The organism is Arthrobacter sp. Leaf69 (assembly GCF_001422645.1).
GTDB lineage: Bacteria > Actinomycetota > Actinomycetes > Actinomycetales > Micrococcaceae > Arthrobacter.
Genome location: NZ_LMLR01000011.1, coordinates 255,274 through 270,914, shown reverse-complemented (window position 1 = coordinate 270,914; position 15,641 = coordinate 255,274). Strand labels below are relative to the sequence as shown.

Here is a 15,641-nt window from a genome sequence, read left to right as displayed (position 1 = left end):
CGCCCCGGCTCACCGCCGTCGAAGGCTTTCCGGCCGGCCCGGCTCTTCCGAACGGTCCGGTTAACCCCGGGTCGTCATAGAGTCAATGGCGACGGTGATCGCCAGGATGAGCGGGACGTCCTCGCCCGCCGTGATGTCGACGCCGTAGGAATCACGGACGCGGAACCACTTCCGGGAAACAGTGGCGACAGTGTCGCCGTCGCGCTCGATCTTGTATTCGTGGTCGACAAGGTTGCCGTGTGCCTTCATGTCTGCGCCGCCCTTCACATCGATGGCGAAGCGGTCCCGGATCCCTATCAGCGCCTTCTGGACCGTCGCGGCGGTGTCCCCGCCCCGCTCGATGGCGACCTTGTCCCGGATCGAGAGTTTGCGTTCCTGGATGCGGGCCACCTCGGCTCCCGAAACATCCTCCAGAACGAATGTGTCCCTGAAGTGAAGTGCCTTGCCATTGACCTTGTAGGCGCGTTGGCCCTGTCCGTTTTCAATCCAAAAGTCATCCCCGATCGACATCAGTTTTTCGCGCATCACAAAACGCTCACCTGCGGGTTCTTTATCCCGGTGTCGTAGTAGTCCCATACCCCCAACCTAGGACCGCCTTCCCGGCTGGCGACTCACCCAAAACGGATGACCCCCGGGCCGTCCCGGCGCAAGAACCTGCGGGCTCTGGGATGACTCCTTGACACTGGGTTTGAAGCGCGCAGAAACTGAAAAGTCCAGGCTGCTCAGCGAAGCTAGGGAATGGATAGACAATGACCAGTACAGGCTCTTTCGTGATTGTGGTTGGTTTTGACGGTTCCGAGAATTCTCACAATGCACTGACGTGGGCCCTTGACGAGGCCAAACTGCGCGGGGGGCAGGTTCGCCTGATCACGGCCTGGAGCAAACCGCCGCTCGCGTGGTTTCCGGCGGTACTGGAAACGGCCGCCGGAGAAATCGTGGCGGAGGATTCCCCCGAACAGATCGCACAGACGCTCCAGGCTGATGCCCTGAAGACCGCTGAAGATGAAGGAGTGGCAGCCACCGGCCAGGTCGTGCACAGCGATTCGCCGGCGTCAGCACTCATGGACGCCGCCAAGGACGCCGATCTGGTGGTCGTTGGTTCGCGCGGGCACGGCGGATTTCCCGGTCTGCACGTTGGCTCAGTCGCCACCCAGATCATCACCCACGCACCTTGCCCCGTCCTCATTGTCCGGCCGAAGGACGATTAGGGCGTGAGTTGCCAGCGGGCGTCATGGCCGAGGCTCGCTGCTTGGCGAGGGGCTCTCCGGCGAGCGTTGTAAGCGCGAGAATGAGGGCCTACTATGTGCCCACAACCCCATTGCGGGGACCACCTCCGGGACTTCCCCTCCAAAGTGCCTTGCTCATTCCTGCGGGAGCCCGAGTCCTGGACATCACGGGACAGGAAGAACCATGGCCAAGTATTTGTTCGAAGCGAACTACGTGGGCGAGGGCATCAAAGGCCTCATGCGTGAAGGAGGCACGAAGCGCCGGGACGCGCTCGTCGAAGCCCTCAAATCCGTGGGAGGATCCCTCGAATGCTTCTACTACGCTTTCGGCGAGACGGACGTGCTGGGGGTCTTCGAGGTCCCGGAGCCGGCCGACGCCGCAGCCCTTTCACTCATGATCAATTCGACGGGCTCCGTGAACGTGCACCTGAAGCCGCTCATGACACCGGGAGACCTTGATGACGCAGCAAAGAAGACACCGTCCTACCGGGCGCCCGGGCAGTAGAGGGTACGCAGCCGACACCCTGACCGGCGCAGTTCTTTCTAATAATCAACGCGGTGCATAGAGCGGCACGGGCGTCCACGCTCCGCAGTGCGGCCACGCCTCACTTCCCCCGTGGGTTCAGGCTGCATGGGCTCTGCTGAGACGCGCGCGTTTGTCGGACTTCAAGCGATGCAGGAGCTCGCGGCGCTCGCGGTAGCGGAGCTTAGCCTGCTGGCGGGAAACGGCTGCGGGGGTATCCGTCCCGGGCAGTGGGGGTGCGGTGGAGTGGTAGGTGTGGCCGGTGGGGGTCCGGATCTCGAGGGTGTGTCTGGGGCCGGGCCGGGGTGTGGCGGTCCATCCGGGGTTTTCTTTGGTGTGGTTGCAGGCTTCGCAGAGTCCGGCGCCGTTGGCCTGGGTGGTGGGTCCGCCGCGGTGCCAGGGGATGATGTGGTCGAAGTGGCGGATCGGGGCGTCGCAGTGCGGGGTGCGGCAGGTATCGTCCCGGGTCTGGATGAAGCGGCGGAGTCCGGGCGGGAAGAGCCGGGCGCGGGAGTCCATGGAGGTGAGTTCACCGGTGCCCGGGGCGGTGTAGAGCCGCCGCAGCCACACGGTGAAGGCTTTGTCCCCGTCCGTGTCCCTGGCCGTATCCGTTGTCGAATTCGTGTCCTCGGTTCGAGCGCCGCCCTCGCCTGTTCCCTCAGTTCTCTCCGTGCCGCCCTCGCCTGTGCCCGGACCGCCGATGCCTGTTCGCGCGGGGCCCTGTGGTTTCTGGCGTGAGCGGGTGGCTTGTCCTTCATTTTGGAGGAGGTCGCGGGCCCAGGCTGCGGGGACGATGCCGTAGCCGGGGAGGCGGGCGGGTTCGCTGTCGCCTTGGAGGAGGGTGCGGTCGGTCATGACGAGTTGGAGTTCGATGCCGCTGATCCCGCCGGAGGTGCCGGTGGTGCGTTCGACGAGGGTATCGGTCATGAGCTGGCCGCGGGTGCGGGAGTCCCCGGCGTTGTGGAGGGTGTCGGCGTGCCGGGTCAGGGCGGCGTACATCGCGACGCCCTGGGCGGCGGGGAGCAGGGCGGTGAGGTAGCACATGGTGTCCGGGGCGGGGCGGAGACTGACGTGCCGTTCGGTGGCGGCGTGGCTGGCCCGCTGCGTGACGGTTCGCGGGTCCCGGCGGTAGGCCGCGGCCCGGGCCGCGGCGATGATGCGCCGGTCCCCGGCGCCGTCGAACGTCCCGGTGTCGGCGGCGAGCTCCTCGTCGACGGCGGCCCGGTCCTCCGCGGTCAGGCCCGCGGTCTCCCGGACCAGGAGGGTGGCGTGCCATTCGTTGAGCTGCCCGGCCTCCAACGCAGCGAGGGCGTGGGGCATTTCGGTGACGAGGGCTTTGGCCAGGCCGAGGAGCCGGCCGCCCTTTGCCGGGGATTCGCGCCGGGCCAGGGCAATCTGCGCGCCGACCCCGGCCCCGAGCTCGGCCGCCGGCATCCCGGCGTCGGCCTGTTCACGGCGCTGCAACAGATCGAACGCGACGGACAAACGTGCCTGCCGGGCAGCCAGGGCAGACTTTTGGTCTTCCAAGGCCCGGATTTCAGCAATCAATTGCGCACCGTTCAGCTCAGCCACATCGCCGCTCAGCGCCAGGGCCACCTCCGCGACCGTCACGCCTTCTGGCTTAACTGCGCCAGCCGAATCAATTTCTCCAGCCGGCTGAAATGCGCCGGGCCCCTGCTTGCCGTCCATGATCAAACTCTACTTTTGGGCTCTGACATTAGATGCTCTGACATTTGACGGCGAACCGGTGCGGACGGAGAGACAATCCGCCGGAAAGGCTCCGCGCCCCGGTTGCCCAGCCGCCGGTTCTGCAGCATCCGATTGTCGAGCCACGTCGGGCCGCTGCTTGCCGTCCATGAATACACGCTATCGGGCACCTGCGACAGTAATGATGCCCCCTTCATGCGGGAGAATGGCTGCATGAGCGAAGCCGGCGAATTCATCGACCTTGCGCTCCAGCGCGAGTCGTCGTGGAGCCGCGCGGAGGAATCCGAGGCGAGGCACGGTGGTGGCCACCGCTACTACGGCGCGTCCGTCGGAGCCGTGCGCGGCACCGTCCGCGATGCGTTGCGCCGCCATCCGGAACTGACCCACGATGACATCACCGCTCTCAGTTCCGAGTTGTGGGACGTGCCGGTCTTCGAACGCCGCCTCGCCGCCGCCGTTCTCCTGCAGTCCAGCGTCCGCCTGCTGACCAACACGGACCTGACCCGGATCGAGGGCTTCGTGCGCAGCGCACGGATGGCCGCCCTGGTGGATCCGCTCGCGGTCGACGTCGTCGGCCCCCTGGTCGCAGGACTCGACACAATCGGCAGGGTGCGCGCGGGCAGCGTCCTGGACCGCTGGGTGCGGGATCCCGACGGCTGGCTCCGCCGCGCCGCCCTGTTGTCCCCGCTGCGCGAGCTCCGCGCCGGTGCGGGCGACTGGCCCCGGTTCGTGCGCCACGCCCGCTCGGTGCTGGCGGAGCCGCGCCGGCCGGACCTGCTGGAGGACGACGACGGCGCGGTCGCCGCGGAAGCGGTGGACCTTGTGCTCACCGACATGGCCAAGCGGCGACCCGAGCTGGACGTATTACCGTGAGCATGCCGGAATGCAAGGCCCGGAGTTAGCGGAAGCGGTCCACGCGGCGGCGACCTTACCCGGACGCCGCCGCCGTGCAACTGCTACTGTTCGGCGTTCGCCCGTTCGATCAGCCGCATGACGCTTGTGAGCGTAGCGGCGTAGCTGGGATCTGTGGCATACCCGGCAGCAGCCACAGCGTTGGCAAAGGCGTACGGGTCGGCGGTGTGCTCGAAGGCCCGGCTGTAGCGGGCGTTTCGGCGCAGGAAATCGCCGTGATCGGCGAATGACTCCTCCGCCGAGGCGTACGCCCGGAACCAGTCCAAGACGATGTAGACGTACCGGCCGTTTGACGGCGTTACCGAGATGACCTTGGGAAATTTCCCGTTGGGGTGGCTGAGCACCTCACGTGTCTGCAGGAGTTGCCGCTGCGGTTCCGGGACCGAGGCCTTGGCCTTGATACCGAAGAAGTTGAACCTCGGTGCCTTCGTGCCCCAGCCCGATTCCAAGGCGGCCTGCCCCAGGGTCACGAGCCACGGCACACCGCTGGTGGCCTGCGAGCGCTGCGCGTGCGGGCCGTAGCGGCCCACGAAGTCCACAACGTGCGCGGGCACTGCCGAGACCTTCTTTGGCGGGCTCGGTGGCGGCTTGGGCTGCGGTGGTGCATCTAATCCGCTGATCCCGGGAACCGCGCCGGAAAATAGGGGACTGGGGTTGCGGGCCCCTTCCCAGCTGAGGTCAACATGGATGTGGTCGATGTGCTTGTTGGCCCCGGGGTAGGGCCGCCAGCCTTCGTTCCGACGTGCCCAGCTCCACTGGTTGTGGTTCCAGATCAGGTAGGCCACCTGGAGCTCGACGGCGTTGCTCTTCAGCCAGGCGACATAGGCGTCCGCCTGGGCCTTCTCGAGAGGGCGGTCCACCATCCCGTGCAGGTCCACGGACCGGCCCTCGCCGTGCAGCGACGGCGTGCCTGCCTCCGTTTTACGGCAGTTGTAGGTTCCGGCGTGGCGTCCTGTGAGCCGGCGCCACTGGTCCGCCATGGCCCGTGCCCCGGGCTGCTCGCCCGTGGCGCATTTCGTGAAACTGCCGCGCACTACGCGGCCGGCGGCCCGGTCAGACTTCAGCGGCGCGGGCGCGGGGGCCGGTGCCGGACCCCTATTCCGGTTCCTCCGGTATTCGTTGATCTCGGCGACGGCGGCCTTCCCCGCAGCACCCGGGAGATAGGTCCAGGAGGTCCAGGTCCCTCGCACGTCAATATGGGCGAAACCGGCGCCGATACCGACTCCAATGCCGTCACCCAGGGCGTCGACGGCGGCTTTGGCGATCGCCATGCCCGTCATTCCCGCCACCGTGATGTCCGCGGCCTGCCCGCTGCAGTGCCGGCTGAGTGTCGGCTTCTTCGGGGGATTGCTGCGCCGGTAGACGGCGACGTTGCGGTCCCAGGACCGGTAGCCGGAGGTGATGCGCACCGGCCTGCCAACCCGGTCCCGGAGCTTCTGCAAGGCCGCGACCAGGAGCGGAGAAATCCGCGCCTTGTCTGCATACTGGCCGCCGCTGTAGACCAACTCCCCGACGGTGAAGTTGGGCGAGAGCTTCAGGCCCCGGACCGCGGGGCCCGTCTCATAGAGTGGCAACCCGGTGCCGTTGGGATCCCAGTGCTCCTCGCCCTGGCCGGTCTTCCCGGAGGCGAGGCTCAGCGCCTGCCCGGACGGGAACGTCTCATGCTCTCCTATGTCCTCAGCCTCGGCTTCCGCCGCCGCCAGTTCCCACTCACCTGCCTCGGCCTCGCCGGACTCGCCGGCGAAGTCCTCGCTTTCCTCGTCCTCGAATGCCTCACCCGCTTCGGCATCTTCGCTTTCGTCGTGTTCGGATTCGGCCTTGTCCGTCTCGGAGAACGCCGAAGGATCCTCGAAACGGAACCCGCTCTCGCCGAAGTGGAGTTGGCCGGCGTCGGGCTCGCCGCGCTGGTCTTCAGCGGCACTGCCCTCAGCGGACATGACCTCCGATGCCATGTCTTCCCTTGCCGTGTCTTCCCTTGCCGTGGCGTTGGCCAGATCTGCCGCGGGGTCTGCCAGTAACCGCCAGCCGAAGCGGCGGGGGATGTCGTTGTGGGCGGTCCGGGTGGCTTCCACCCGGAATGCCGGCGAGGACCCCAGGGCCTGCAGGGCTTTAGCCACGCGCAGGCTGTTGCGGGCCGTTGGTTCACCGCCACGGTAGATGACCCGCAGCGCCCCCGAGCCGGCCTGGTGGCGCCGGCTCGCCCACTTGATCAGGGCGGCGGGGTCCGAGTAGAGGGCATCGAACGTGAAGACCTCGTCCGGGTCGGTGTGCTTGAGGATGGCCATGAGCGCCGCACCGCCGCCGGAGTGGGCCGTGAGGATCAGTTTGCCCTGGCTGACGCTGGCGCCGGTGCGGGCATTAAAGGCCTCCAGGGCGGCGGTTATCAGCTTCTTGAGCCCGTTCGGCTTGACCAGCTCCGGGAACGAGTAGCCCGCACCGCTGTTGCCGCCGAAGTAGTGACCGCGTGGCAGTACGGCCAAGGTGGGCCGGGTGCGGTCGCGTGCCGAGGGATCGGCCGGATCGGTGAAGTCCAGTCCGCTGGCTGGCTCCTTGTCCCGGACGAGGGTCATCTTCTCCCGGCGGCCGGAATAGCCGTGGAGATGGACCACAACATCCACCGGTCCGGTGCGGGGCATGCTGTTCCATTTCAGCACCAGATCCGGGGGAGTGCCGCGATGAGGGCGCAGCAAGGGCAGCCTGTCCATGGTTAGTCGGCCGGCATCGATGTCCGCGCCCCCGTCCGGAGCGGAGCCCTCGAGTTCGCCGGGGGCAGACTCCTCGGCCAGCCATTCAAGTTCGGCCAGATCCGCCTGCACCTGCCACGTGAGGTTCTCCTGTTCCTGCTCCGGGTGGTTCCACGTCAGGGCGTTGTAGGTATCCTCCGCCACGTAGTCCTCCCGCCAGGCTTCGCTGGGGTCCGGTGTTGCGGCCAACCCCTCATCCATTGCTTCCGTAGCTGCCGGACTATCGTGGAAAGAGAAGACGTCCTCCTTTACCGGCCAGGTGGGATGTTCCTGTTCGGTCTCCCCGTCACCGTTCAGCGAGAAGACCTGGGTAGCCAAGTAGTCCTCCATGACATCTTCCTTACCGTGTTAGACCCGGGCCGACTTGCCGTTGGGCGAGGGCGCGGTGAAAACCGGGGCCGCCGCCGTCGGAGTCGGTTCCGGGAGGCGTAGCGGCTGGGTGGGGCGCTTGGCGTCGGGGCTGACCGAGACAACCGTTGGATCCTTGATCCGGGTGCCGGTAGCCGACTGCCACAGGTCAATAATCCGGATCATGGCGTCCGCAACGACGGGGTTGGGGACCAGATTCGAGTGGTAGAGCATCTCGGCGTTGGTTTCCGAGCTGAAGGCCCCGTTTTCGATGAACCACATGAGCGGGGACAGCAGCCCGGCGAGTTCGAACAGTTCCCGGGTCTCCCGTGGCGGAGTTATCCCCACGCGCGCCCCGATGGCCGCCAACCGGTCCGCGGGGTTGCCGTTGGCGTCGGCTTCCGCCTTGAGGTCCTTCACCACGGAAGTGTCATATTCCACTGTGAGATGGAACCAGCTGAGCATGGTGACGTACGCGAACTCCTCCTGGGCCAGCATGCCGCCGCGGCGCCGCATAGTAAGCATCTCGGCGATCGATTGGCACAGATACGCGATGAAGCTGCGGTCAGTGGCGTTGGGTCCACCCTGGTTCCGGTCGTTGAGGATGCCTTGCCAGACCTGCCGCAGCAGCTCCTCCCAGAGATCGAAGAAGCGCGTGTTCGAGCCGGCACCGACGTCGCGCTTCCACGGCTGGCCCTCCAACGGGGCGCCAAGCGGCGGGTGGGACAGGTCCCGGCCAAACATGCGCCAATACGCGTTGCGCCGGTTGACCCGCGCATCCGGCCGCAGCTGGCTGGAGACTCCGAGGATATGGAAGGCCGGGGGATCCCGGAAGAAAAGTTCCTCGGTGTGCCTCGCCCACAGCAGCGTGGGAAGGCTGGGGGGCGCGAGAGTCTCACCCACCTTGTAACGGCGGACCACTTCGCCCAGGATCTCGACTATGCCGGTATTTTCCAGCAGGAAAGCATAGATGAGGTGGTCCCAGGGGAGCGGCGTCGTTGTCCCCAACGGAGTGGGCTCCTGGTATCCGGGCGGGATGACAGTACCGGGGCTGATGCCGGAGGGCAGCGAGGTCAGCAGCCCGGGCGGCATTTTCAGCCCGTCCACCACAGCCTGGCTTCCCGTGGTCGTGCTGGGGAGCGTGGGCGGGGCGGGAAGGAAACTGGCCAACCCGTTGACGGCGAAGGCTTCTTCCAGCCACCGGCTCAGCTGGATGGGATTGTGGGCAAACACCATTTCGGGGTTGGGAACGGCGGCGGGGGTTGTCAGCGTAGGATCAACCACCAGTCGGGCGAGGGTGCGGAACATTGTGGGGCCTCCAAAGGTTTCTGGTGGTCAGCGCCGAAACGGGATGCCCAGCGCGATCGGAGTTTCCTGGTCGTCAAGCAGTTCGACGAAGTGGACCTGGTCTGTATCGAGGCCCAGATATCCGTCGCCGACCTCGCTGGCGGGAGCCTGGGCCAGCCCGCCGTCGAGGAACTTGACCACCACGGTTTCGGTGGAGCTCGGCAAAGGTGCCACGAATTTAAGCAGGTAAGGGGGCGTGCGTTCTCCGGGGTTGTCCAGGATTTCCGGCGACGGAATCAGGGTGTCCTTCTGCTGGACGCCGGTGCGTTTCCGGCTGACCAAAACGCTGGAGAGCGCATTGAACTGCAGCGCCAGCAGCAACTGCTCCGGTTCCGCGTCGATCACGCGGGGTCCGCGGCGGTCCCTTTTCCTGGGTTCGGTCTTCCGGTCGATTTCCTGCCTCAGCACCTCGTCGGACGCCTGCCGCGAGCTGCGCTCGGCGAGCAACTCCTGCACCAGGGCAATGTCCGTCTCCTTCAACCGCAGTTGCTGGGCCAACAGCACGTTCTGTTCATTCAGGACTTCCCTGATCGATCCCGCCATTTCCTTACTGAAGTCGCGGGCGGCATCCCGGATCGCCTGGGCTGTTGCTTCCTGGGCGGTGGTGTCCCGGGCAGCGGTCTTGGCGGGGCCCCGGGCCGTAACTTTGGCGTCGGCCGGCTTCGCCTGCCCCGGTGATGCCGCCGCGCCGGTGTCCTTCTGTTCCATTTCGATGTCACTTTCCTTCCGGTGCTGCTCTCAGGGGTCTCAGGCGGCGACGGCGGCCGGGCCGCCCATGCGTCGGAGCCAAAGTTCGACGGCGTCGTCGTCGGTCGCCTTGGCGTCGCCGTTCAGCACCGACAAGGCAAGGACGCGCATGGCCTCCAGCCGCGCGAGGTAGCTGGAGGTGTATAGGGAGGCTCCGGCCCGCTCTGCCAGCCGGGCCAGTTCTGCCGGAGCCACGCTCAACGGATGGGCGAGCGCCGTAATCGGGACGCCGCCGAAGGCCCGCATCGGAGCGCGTGTGCAAACGTCCGCCAGGGCCGGCAGCTGGGCCAGGCTCGCCCGGCCGATTTCCTGGACCTCGCGGGAGGCAAATTCGAGCGGGTGGCGGTTGATCCAGGCCCGGGCCAGGTCGTCCCACGGGCCGGGGCCGAACCAGGACCGGCAAAGGCCCGCATTGAAGAGCACCCTGACCCAGCCAAACGGATGGGGGTCGCCAAACGGCATCCGGAATACCTTCCGGCTGGGGCCGTCCACCACTGTGGCCAGCGCCGGCAGCGGTGCGTAGCCGAGCAGAACAAATGCGTAGACGTCCGCGGCTACCTCGCTGGCCCAGTTCCGCCAGCTCTCGGCCGTGACGACGGAAACCGGCGCGAGGCGGCTGTAAAGTGCGGTTCCCAGTTCCTCGGTCCAGCCGGTCAGGTGGGCCACCTGGTGGCCCGTTTCGTGGACCAGCGAGGTGGGACGCCACAGGTTGTGCCGGGTGATCTTGATCGCGGCCACCGGGGATAGCGAGGCATCCCAGAGCCGGGCGCCGGACCGCAGGATGGAGGCGCCGATGCCCTTGTCCAGGTAGGTAAGGACCGGGGGAGTAGGGATCCCGAGGGGACGCAGGACCCGGTCCATGCTGTCCACCGCAATCGCATCGAGGCCCCGCAGCACTGCGCCGATCCGGGGATTGGTGCGGGTGTTGACTGCATCACCGTAAAAATCCAGCACCGTTTCCACCTGTTCGTAGCGCTGCCGCAGTTTCAGCAGGCCGGTGCGGACCGCCCGCAGCTCGGCGGCTGTGCGGGCGGCGGCCAGGGCCGCGCTCAGGTGGTCAGCCTCCGCCACCACCGACGTGGAAATGGACCGAAGGCTGGAACGGACGCTGAGGCCGAGGTAGCTTTCCAGCGACAGCCAGGCCGCGGGCGCGGCCAGCACCTCCAGGTCCGTCAGGGCGATGCTGGCCCGGCGCCAGTGGCGGACTTCCGTGCCCAGTGCCGACTGCTCTGTCACGAAATCATTGGCCACTGTACTTCCACCCCGAATGCACACTTACCTCCGGCACCTGGAGTTCGCCGCCCAGCTTTTCCCTGGTCAGTTCCGAAAACGTGATCGAGATGGTTACCCCGCCCGGCGGCTCGGCCACCGCCGCCGCGAGCTGCGCGGCGCGTTGGGTCAGAAACTTGGACAACCCCGCTGCCACCGCCTTCATCAAGCGATCCACCGGGGCTGCCGCCTCGGCAGCGTCCTTGACCAGCCCGTGCCGCACCATCCGGGCCACCAGTACCGCGGGCAGCGTCGTTGCATAGATCGCGTGCAGGGCGCCGAGCACCGAGGGCAGATCCCGCCTGGCGGACGGTGACGAGGGCTGAAGCATGGCCAGCATCTGCTGGGCCTGACGTTCCGAGATCCTCAGCTGGACCCGCAGGCGCCGCCTGGAGGGTTCGAGCAGCACCAACAGCCGCCGGGCCAGCCGCAGCTTGGCCTTGCCGCGCGCCAAGGCAACAGCCCGTATCCGGAAGTAGCGCCTGCCAACTTTTGGCCGCTGCCTGCCGATGGCCGGAACCGGCCCGGCACGTCGGCCGAGGGCAGGCTCGCCGAGGAGCATCCCGGCGATATCCGGGGTGAGCAGCTGAAACTCCGTGGCGTCCGCCGCTTCAGCCTCGTCCGTTCCTTCATCCTGGGTCAGATGGCCGAACTGGGTTCCCGGGATGGCCTCAAAGAGGTCCACCTCGGCTTCGAGCGGCCACCGGCGCACGCCACGGTCGAGAAGATGGCCTTCGAGGGTGCCGCCGTCGGACCAGAGGATGGCACGGGCGGCCTGGCGGCTGATCCGCACGGGGAAGACCCGGGTGTACTTGCGGTAACGGTACCGGGGCCGTGCTGACCGCGGCATCAGCAGCCAGACGCCGCCTTCGCCGGCGGTCTCGCGCTCCGGCAGGTCGTGGTGCAGGATCTTGTCCGGCAGGTAGGCGGCGGCTGATTCCACGAACGACTCCTGCACAGCGGCTGCGAGCTGCAGTTGGTCCTCAAAAACGCTCTCGGGGAGTTCCATCAGCTTCAGGACGGTTCCCTCCACGGTGGACGCCACGGCTTCACCGGACAGGAGCCGTTCCGACTCGGCCTGCGTCTCAAAGCCGAAGACCTTGAGGCCCAGGTCGGCGACCGGCGTCGCGATCATCCTGGCGGGTCCGGCGCCGATCAGCCCCTTGGTGAGGCCCGCGATGATGCCTGCCACGAAGTTGACCACCCGCTGCCGGCCGATGATGGATATGCCCAGTTTGATGAGAGGCTGCACGGCCATGACCGCGGGCAGGAACTGTTCGATTTCGGCTTCCGGGCTGCTGCCCTCGGGCAGTTCCGCGAGCCGCGCGGCAAACTTGGCGCGGGCCGTGTCCAAGGCGGCCACAGCATCCGCGGACTCGTATTCGCGCGGCTCGAAGAAGCTCTCACCGAGTTCTTCTTCGGCTTCGGGGGCGTAGAGCAACGAAGCGACTTCAAGTTCAAAAAGCTCCGCGAGCCCCTCGGCGGACGCCGGGTCCTCGGCTTCGGCTTCTGCGACCCCCAGTTTGGCTGCCAATTGGCGGGCGAACGGCCGGATGCTGGCCGGCAGACGGTTCATGGCGGAACTGATGACACGCTTGAGCAGCGGCCTTACCAGGCCTTTGAGCTTGTTCAGCAGGAGACCAATGGGAAGGACTTTTCCGACGGCCGCGATGCCCTTTTTGACTAGCCCGACGGCGCCGCGGGCCAGCTTCTTTCCGGCCCGGATGATGCCGCCGATGAAACCTTCGTAGCCGGAGAGCCCGTACTGCGATTCGTTGCTGGCGGCCTCGAGGAGCTGTTCAAACTCCTGGGCCGGCAAACCGTAAACATCCGCTGCCACGAGCCGTTCGGCGAATCCGTCCATTGCCCGTTCGGCCTCCGCGGCAATCGGCTCCACCCAGTCCTCCAGCGAGGCCCGGGTGTCCGCCTCCGCCGGAAGTGAAGACCAGTTCCGCTGATCCGCCAACTGGTGGGCCGCGGCTTCGTTGATGAGCCGGTCCAGGGCGTCCACAAAGTCTTCGTCTTCGAGTTCGGTGTAGAACGCTGCCGCCTCATCGACTTCCGGGGCTAAGGCCTCCGTCATGAATCGGGCCGGGAAGGGCGTGCTCAAGACCGCCTCGGGGGCTTCCGCCCGGGCAAAGGCCGGGGCCGGGGGAGGTTCGGCCAATGACAGGCCAGAGAACAGGGTCTCGCCGGTGAAACCGGACTGTGCGTCCATGACACCCTCCTTACAGGATAATGTTTTCAGCGTCTGTCACAGCTGTGTTTTTCACCGTCAATCTTCTGTCTCCATTCCCGTCGTCGGCTCATCTTCCAGCTCAGCAATAAGTGCTTCGAGCAACATAACGAGTTCAACGGTCCCGAAAACCACCCATTCCCGCTGGCTGCCGTTCGCGGTCCGTACCCGAATCATCACCCCTTGTGGGTTCCGCCAGACGCGCAGTAATATCACGGAACAATCAGCACTCATGACGGAAATGATCCGCCCGGGTTCCTTATTAGCCGTCAACGTTGCGTAGCAATGTCGACGATCGCCGCGTATGCCGCGGCCGGTCTCTGAATACTTTCTGCGTTATATGTCACGTGGGGTTTTGTCATGACGTCTGCAACAAGCCCATCTTCCGTCGCAGATTCGACATCGGAGGTTCACCCGGCCCTGTTCCTCTTGAACGGCTTTTCCCTATTCCTCGCCCATAGTCAGCTTCATCTGCCCATTCACGCCCAGCGGGTTTTGGCTTTTCTCGCAATTGCCCGGCAGGACGACGTGAAATGTTCCAGACAGGCCGTCATTGGGAAATTGTGGGAGGATTCCACCGTGGATCACGGCCACGGGAGCCTCCGCACAGCCCTGTGGAGAATCCGGGCGGTGCACGGGTCCTTGATCTCAGCAGGCCGGAATGAGCTTGCCCTGGGCCGTGACGTGACTACTGATCTCCAGCAGTGCCGGGCACAGGCCGCCCGGCTGCTGGCACCCGGCGGGGAATTGTCGGTGGAAGATACCAACAGCTCCCCGCTGACCGGCGATCTGCTGCCGGCGTGGGATGAAGACTGGCTCCTGATTGAGCGGGAACGGCTTCGTCAGGTCCAGCTGCATGCATTGGAGGCGCTGGCCGTCCGGCTGCGAAATCTGGGGCGGTATCCGGAAGCGATCGATGCGGCTCTCCGGGCCAAGGCCATTGAACCGCTCCGTGAATCCGTGCACGCCGTTCTCATCGACATCTGCCTTGATGAAGGAAACGTGGCCGCTGCCCACGGGTACCTGCGGCAGTACAGTTCCGTCCTGTGGACCGAGCTGGGATTGCGTCCCTCGCCGCGGCTGCTGGAGCGGGTCCGTGACGCGTCCAGGCTTCCGCGCTTGTGAGGGCTTCTGTCAGGTTCCCGGCCGGCGTTCCACCACTGCGTAGGCCTTCTCGTCGAAGAACTCCCAATCCGTGACCACCATAAAACCGAGGGCGTCCACCCGGTCGTTCAGGACGTGCACGTCGAAGCCGCCGTCGCGTGGCTCGGCGTCCCACGTGGACACGTGGACTTCCCCGTCCTCCAGTACCAGCAGTTCCGTATTGACGTTGAAGTCCTCCTGCGGCTCACCACTGAGCTGGCAGATGGCGACACAGTGCCTGGTGACGTCGGGGCTGTTCATTTCGGGGCCTCCGCTGTGGGGAACGGTGATGCCATCATCCTATTCCTGAAGCAGCCTCCGACGTGGGGAAAGACCGGGGGCAAGTGTGCCCGCAACCCCCTCCGCCGTTACCTCAATGTGACATGCCGTGATCATTCCGTTACCGTTGTTAGGTGCCTGTTGTTTCCGAGACGGGCTCTCCCCAGCCGATTGCCTAACTCTGCCGCGGCCCGGGGATAACTAGAAGCAACGTCCGGCAGAGACGGGGAAACCACATTTGACCCGCTGTTCTCCAGGGGTCTTGGGGTGAAGCCGCACGGCCCGTCATGATCGGGCCCGAGTGCGGCCGGGTGCCTCCCATCCGAATCCGACAGCTCACCTCGCAGGCATTGGGAGAGGCTCCTTTAATGACTTTTAGCAATACCCGTGCGCCCAAGCACGCCGATCTTCGCAGCAAACGCCGTACCGCCGGAACCTTCGGCCGCCAGGCAGCAGTCCTCGTCGCCGCATCCGGAATGGTGCTCAGCGGCGCCATGGCCGCCAATGCAGCCGATGCTCCGGCGGAGCGCGACTCCTCCCCGGCGTCGTCCGTTGACGTCAAGGGCAAAGTCGTAGCACCGGTCATGGCGGACTCCGCCGTCAAGATCACCTTTGAGCGCCCCGCCGTTGAGACGGCGCCGGCCCCCGTGGTCGAGGCACCCAAGCCCGCGGCCGCTCCGAAGGCACCGGTGGCACCCGCCCCGGCTCCCGCTCCCGCTCCGGCCGCCAAGGCGACGGTCAAGGTCCAGTCGGCACCGGCCCCCGCCGCTGCCGCCCCGGCAGCCGGCGGAGTCAACGCCACCCTGCTGTCCATGGCTTACGGCCAGATCGGTATCACGCAGGACTGCACCGCCATGGTGGAGAAGGCCCTGAACGCAGCCGGCATTCCGGTGGGAGACATCGGACCCACAGCCTTCCTGAAATACGGCAAGGTTGTCTCCACCCCGCAGCCCGGCGACATCATCGTCCAGTCCGGCCACGTTGCCATCTACGCCGGCAACGGCCAGGCCATCAGCGGCGGCATGAACGGCGTCAACGCCACCATGGCGCACCCGCTGTCCTGGCTGACCGCCACCGGTCCCGTGACGTTCGTCCGCGCCGGCTAACAGCAGCACCACAACTAGCAGCACGGAGAAAGCCGGTCGATCGGTTGCCTTGGG

14 protein-coding genes and 1 riboswitch are annotated in these 15,641 nt (G+C 66.2%); of the genes, 5 read left to right on the top strand and 9 right to left on the bottom strand.

All coding sequences use genetic code 11. The annotated features are described in order from the left end of the window. Positions 1–60 precede the first annotated feature (60 nt). Positions 61–576 carry an LURP-one-related/scramblase family protein gene (locus ASE96_RS10710; protein WP_056429739.1) on the bottom strand — a complete coding sequence of 172 codons (516 nt, stop codon included), beginning with the start codon at positions 574–576 and terminating at the stop codon, positions 61–63. A gap of 173 nt (positions 577–749) precedes the next feature. Here ASE96_RS10710 and ASE96_RS10705 point away from each other — a divergent pair, with 173 nt between their 5' ends. Both ASE96_RS10705 and ASE96_RS10700 read left to right on the top strand, forming a co-directional pair. Next, positions 750–1,208 carry a universal stress protein gene (locus tag ASE96_RS10705; RefSeq protein ID WP_056429737.1) on the top strand — a complete coding sequence of 153 codons (459 nt, stop codon included), beginning with the start codon at positions 750–752 and terminating at the stop codon, positions 1,206–1,208. A 202-nt stretch (positions 1,209–1,410) separates the two neighbouring features. Further along, the gene (locus tag ASE96_RS10700) at positions 1,411–1,731 is read left to right on the top strand and encodes a GYD domain-containing protein (RefSeq protein ID WP_056429735.1); all 321 of its coding nucleotides are present in this window, start codon (positions 1,411–1,413) and stop codon (positions 1,729–1,731) included. 117 nt (positions 1,732–1,848) lie between these two features. Here the strand turns inward: ASE96_RS10700 and ASE96_RS10695 are convergent, their stop codons facing one another. Continuing rightward, on the bottom strand, positions 1,849–3,438 hold the full coding sequence (locus tag ASE96_RS10695) for an HNH endonuclease (RefSeq protein ID WP_056429733.1): 1,590 nt from the start codon (positions 3,436–3,438) through the stop codon (positions 1,849–1,851). Positions 3,439–3,669: 231 nt separating this feature from the next. Between ASE96_RS10695 and ASE96_RS10690 the strand changes: the two genes are divergently transcribed. Beyond that, a complete protein-coding gene (locus ASE96_RS10690) occupies positions 3,670–4,329 on the top strand; it encodes a DNA alkylation repair protein (RefSeq protein ID WP_056429732.1) in 660 nt (219 codons plus the stop codon). Between the two features lie 83 nt (positions 4,330–4,412). Here the strand turns inward: ASE96_RS10690 and ASE96_RS19365 are convergent, their stop codons facing one another. The 6 genes from ASE96_RS19365 to ASE96_RS19320 all read right to left on the bottom strand — a co-directional run bounded on the left by ASE96_RS19365 (position 4,413) and on the right by ASE96_RS19320 (position 13,653). Next, positions 4,413–7,442, bottom strand: coding sequence for a glucosaminidase domain-containing protein (locus ASE96_RS19365; RefSeq protein ID WP_200913038.1), 3,030 nt, complete (start codon positions 7,440–7,442; stop codon positions 4,413–4,415). Between the two features lie 18 nt (positions 7,443–7,460). Beyond that, on the bottom strand, positions 7,461–8,768 hold the full coding sequence (locus ASE96_RS10680; protein WP_056429730.1) for a hypothetical protein: 1,308 nt from the start codon (positions 8,766–8,768) through the stop codon (positions 7,461–7,463). Positions 8,769–8,795: 27 nt separating this feature from the next. Next, the gene (locus ASE96_RS10675; protein ID WP_056429728.1) at positions 8,796–9,515 is read right to left on the bottom strand and encodes a hypothetical protein; all 720 of its coding nucleotides are present in this window, start codon (positions 9,513–9,515) and stop codon (positions 8,796–8,798) included. Positions 9,516–9,554: 39 nt separating this feature from the next. Continuing rightward, positions 9,555–10,790 carry a hypothetical protein gene (locus tag ASE96_RS10670; RefSeq protein WP_235500208.1) on the bottom strand — a complete coding sequence of 412 codons (1,236 nt, stop codon included), beginning with the start codon at positions 10,788–10,790 and terminating at the stop codon, positions 9,555–9,557. A gap of 4 nt (positions 10,791–10,794) precedes the next feature. After that, positions 10,795–13,041: a hypothetical protein gene (locus ASE96_RS10665; protein ID WP_056429723.1), complete on the bottom strand. Its 2,247-nt coding sequence runs from the start codon at positions 13,039–13,041 to the stop codon at positions 10,795–10,797. A gap of 462 nt (positions 13,042–13,503) precedes the next feature. Then, positions 13,504–13,653 (bottom strand): hypothetical protein, encoded by a 150-nt coding sequence (locus ASE96_RS19320; protein ID WP_162238822.1) that lies wholly within the window; start codon positions 13,651–13,653, stop codon positions 13,504–13,506. Positions 13,654–13,743: 90 nt separating this feature from the next. Here ASE96_RS19320 and ASE96_RS19315 point away from each other — a divergent pair, with 90 nt between their 5' ends. Next, positions 13,744–14,184 carry an AfsR/SARP family transcriptional regulator gene (locus tag ASE96_RS19315; RefSeq protein ID WP_162238821.1) on the top strand — a complete coding sequence of 147 codons (441 nt, stop codon included), beginning with the start codon at positions 13,744–13,746 and terminating at the stop codon, positions 14,182–14,184. Positions 14,185–14,193: 9 nt separating this feature from the next. Here ASE96_RS19315 and ASE96_RS10655 read toward each other — a convergent pair whose 3' ends face one another. Next, positions 14,194–14,463, bottom strand: a complete 270-nt coding sequence (locus tag ASE96_RS10655) for a hypothetical protein (RefSeq protein WP_056429719.1) — start codon at positions 14,461–14,463, stop codon at positions 14,194–14,196. Positions 14,464–14,653: 190 nt separating this feature from the next. Then, positions 14,654–14,841: riboswitch (cyclic di-AMP (ydaO/yuaA leader) on the top strand. Positions 14,842–14,849: 8 nt separating this feature from the next. Here ASE96_RS10655 and ASE96_RS10650 point away from each other — a divergent pair. Beyond that, the gene (locus ASE96_RS10650) at positions 14,850–15,587 is read left to right on the top strand and encodes an NlpC/P60 family protein (protein ID WP_156367564.1); all 738 of its coding nucleotides are present in this window, start codon (positions 14,850–14,852) and stop codon (positions 15,585–15,587) included. The last annotated feature ends 54 nt before the right edge of the window (positions 15,588–15,641 follow it).

Bases quoted from the DNA above. Each gene is read 5' to 3' on its own strand.
- ASE96_RS10710 (WP_056429739.1), bottom strand. From the start codon at position 576: ATGGGACTACTACGACACCGGGATAAAGAACCCGCAGGTGAGCGTTTT.
- ASE96_RS10705 (WP_056429737.1), top strand. From the start codon at position 750: ATGACCAGTACAGGCTCTTTCGTGATTGTGGTTGGTTTTGACGGTTCC.
- ASE96_RS10700 (WP_056429735.1), top strand. From the start codon at position 1,411: ATGGCCAAGTATTTGTTCGAAGCGAACTACGTGGGCGAGGGCATCAAA.
- ASE96_RS10695 (WP_056429733.1), bottom strand. From the start codon at position 3,438: ATGGACGGCAAGCAGGGGCCCGGCGCATTTCAGCCGGCTGGAGAAATT.
- ASE96_RS10690 (WP_056429732.1), top strand. From the start codon at position 3,670: ATGAGCGAAGCCGGCGAATTCATCGACCTTGCGCTCCAGCGCGAGTCG.
- ASE96_RS19365 (WP_200913038.1), bottom strand. From the start codon at position 7,442: ATGGAGGACTACTTGGCTACCCAGGTCTTCTCGCTGAACGGTGACGGG.
- ASE96_RS10680 (WP_056429730.1), bottom strand. From the start codon at position 8,768: ATGTTCCGCACCCTCGCCCGACTGGTGGTTGATCCTACGCTGACAACC.
- ASE96_RS10675 (WP_056429728.1), bottom strand. From the start codon at position 9,515: ATGGAACAGAAGGACACCGGCGCGGCGGCATCACCGGGGCAGGCGAAG.
- ASE96_RS10665 (WP_056429723.1), bottom strand. From the start codon at position 13,041: ATGGACGCACAGTCCGGTTTCACCGGCGAGACCCTGTTCTCTGGCCTG.
- ASE96_RS10655 (WP_056429719.1), bottom strand. From the start codon at position 14,463: ATGAACAGCCCCGACGTCACCAGGCACTGTGTCGCCATCTGCCAGCTC.
- ASE96_RS10650 (WP_156367564.1), top strand. From the start codon at position 14,850: ATGACTTTTAGCAATACCCGTGCGCCCAAGCACGCCGATCTTCGCAGC.